The organism is Pengzhenrongella sp. (assembly GCF_036565025.1).
GTDB lineage: Bacteria > Actinomycetota > Actinomycetes > Actinomycetales > Cellulomonadaceae > Pengzhenrongella.
Map to the genome: position 1 here is coordinate 1 of NZ_DATCNW010000325.1, position 1,570 is coordinate 1,570.

Annotated in this window: 2 protein-coding genes; both read left to right on the forward strand. The window is 71.8% G+C overall.

Going from position 1 to position 1,570, the window contains the following annotated elements:
• Window positions 1–311 precede the first annotated feature (311 nt).
• Window positions 312–1,103: a TIGR03084 family metal-binding protein gene (locus VIM26_RS18780; RefSeq protein WP_331954051.1), complete on the forward strand. Its 792-nt coding sequence runs from the start codon at window positions 312–314 to the stop codon at window positions 1,101–1,103.
• On the forward strand, window positions 1,100–1,570 hold a 471-nt coding region (locus VIM26_RS18785), incomplete at its 3' end, for an acyclic terpene utilization AtuA family protein (RefSeq protein WP_331954053.1). The genes VIM26_RS18780 and VIM26_RS18785, both read left to right, overlap by 4 nt.

The following is a 1,570-nucleotide window of genomic DNA, read 5'->3' on the forward strand; positions in this document are numbered from 1 at the left end:
GCGGCTCGGCGAACTCGCTTATGGCGTCTACCTGCTCGCCGACCAGACCGGTGTGGACGTCGAGCAGGTTGTCGCGAGCACGGCCGCCAATCTGCATGCCCACGCCCAGCAGACACGGGCCACGAAAGAGACTGGCTGGCCATTCGACGCCTCCTGAATGACCCGCTCGAGGACCCGCCATGCCCACGGCGCGTTGATCAACATCCCGGCCACGTGCCCACAGCCATACCCACGGCGTGTTGATCACAGTGATTTGCTAAAACAAGCAAGCGTCATTGATTTATTCATGAGGTCGTGTCAGGCTCGGTCGCGTGGCTGACCTGAGCGCCGTTCTCGCCGACCTCACCGCGGAGAGCGACGACCTCGACGCCGTGGTCGCGGCGTTGCCGCAATCGGAGTGGGCCCGCGCGACCCCGGCCACCGGCTGGACGATCGCCCATCAGATCGCCCACCTGGCCTGGACCGACGACGTGGCGACGCTCGCGGCGACGGACCCCGCGCGGTTCCAGCGCGAGATGCAGACGGCGCTGGCGAGCATCGACGGGTACGTCGACCGCGCCGCCGCCGAGCGCGCCACCCAGCCGCCGGCCGAACTACTGGCCAGTTGGCGCAGCGGGCGGGTGGCCCTCGTCACGGTGCTGGCAGCGGTGCCCGACGGCACGAAGCTGGCGTGGTTCGGACCGCCGATGAGCGCGGCGTCGATGGCCACCGCCCGCTTGATGGAGACGTGGGCGCACGGCCAGGACGTCGCCGACACCCTCGGCCTGGCCCGCGCCCCCACTGCCCGCCTGCGGCACGTGGCGCATATCGGCGCCCGCACCCGCGATTTCGCCTATCTCCTCAACGGGCGTCGCGTCCCGGCCGAGCAGTTCCGCGTCGAGTTGAGCGCTCCGGACGGTGAGCTGTGGGCGTGGGGGCCCGCCGCTGCGGCTCAGCGCGTCACCGGACCCGCGCTGGACTTCTGCTGGCTCGTCACCCAGCGCCGGCACCGCAGCGACCTCGCGCTCAGGGCCGAGGGCGCCGAGGCCGGCGAGTGGCTGGGCATCGCGCAGGCCTTCGCGGGACCGCCCGGCACCGGCCGCGGACCGGCAGCGGCGTCATGACGGCGCCGATCCGGATCGGCAATGCGTCGGGGTTCTACGGCGACCGTGCCGCAGCCATGCACGAGATGCTCACCGACGGCCCGCTGGACGTCCTCACCGGCGACTACCTCGCCGAGCTGACCATGCTCATCCTCGGCCGCGACCGGCTGAAGGATCCGAGCCTGGGCTATGCCAAGACGTTCCTGCGCCAGATGGAGAACGCGCTCGGGACGGCACTCGAGCGCGGCGTGAAGATCGTCACGAATGCGGGGGGCCTCAACCCGGCCGGGCTCGCGGCGGCCGTGCGCGAGTTGGCCGCGGGGCTGGGCCTGGACGCCGCGGTCGCCCACGTCGAAGGCGATGACCTGCAGGCACGCGCAGCCGAACTCGGCTTGGGCGGTCCGCTGGCCGCCAACGCCTACCTCGGTGCGTGGGGCATCACCCGGTGCCTGCGCGCGGGGGCGGACGTCGTCGTCACCGGGCGGGTC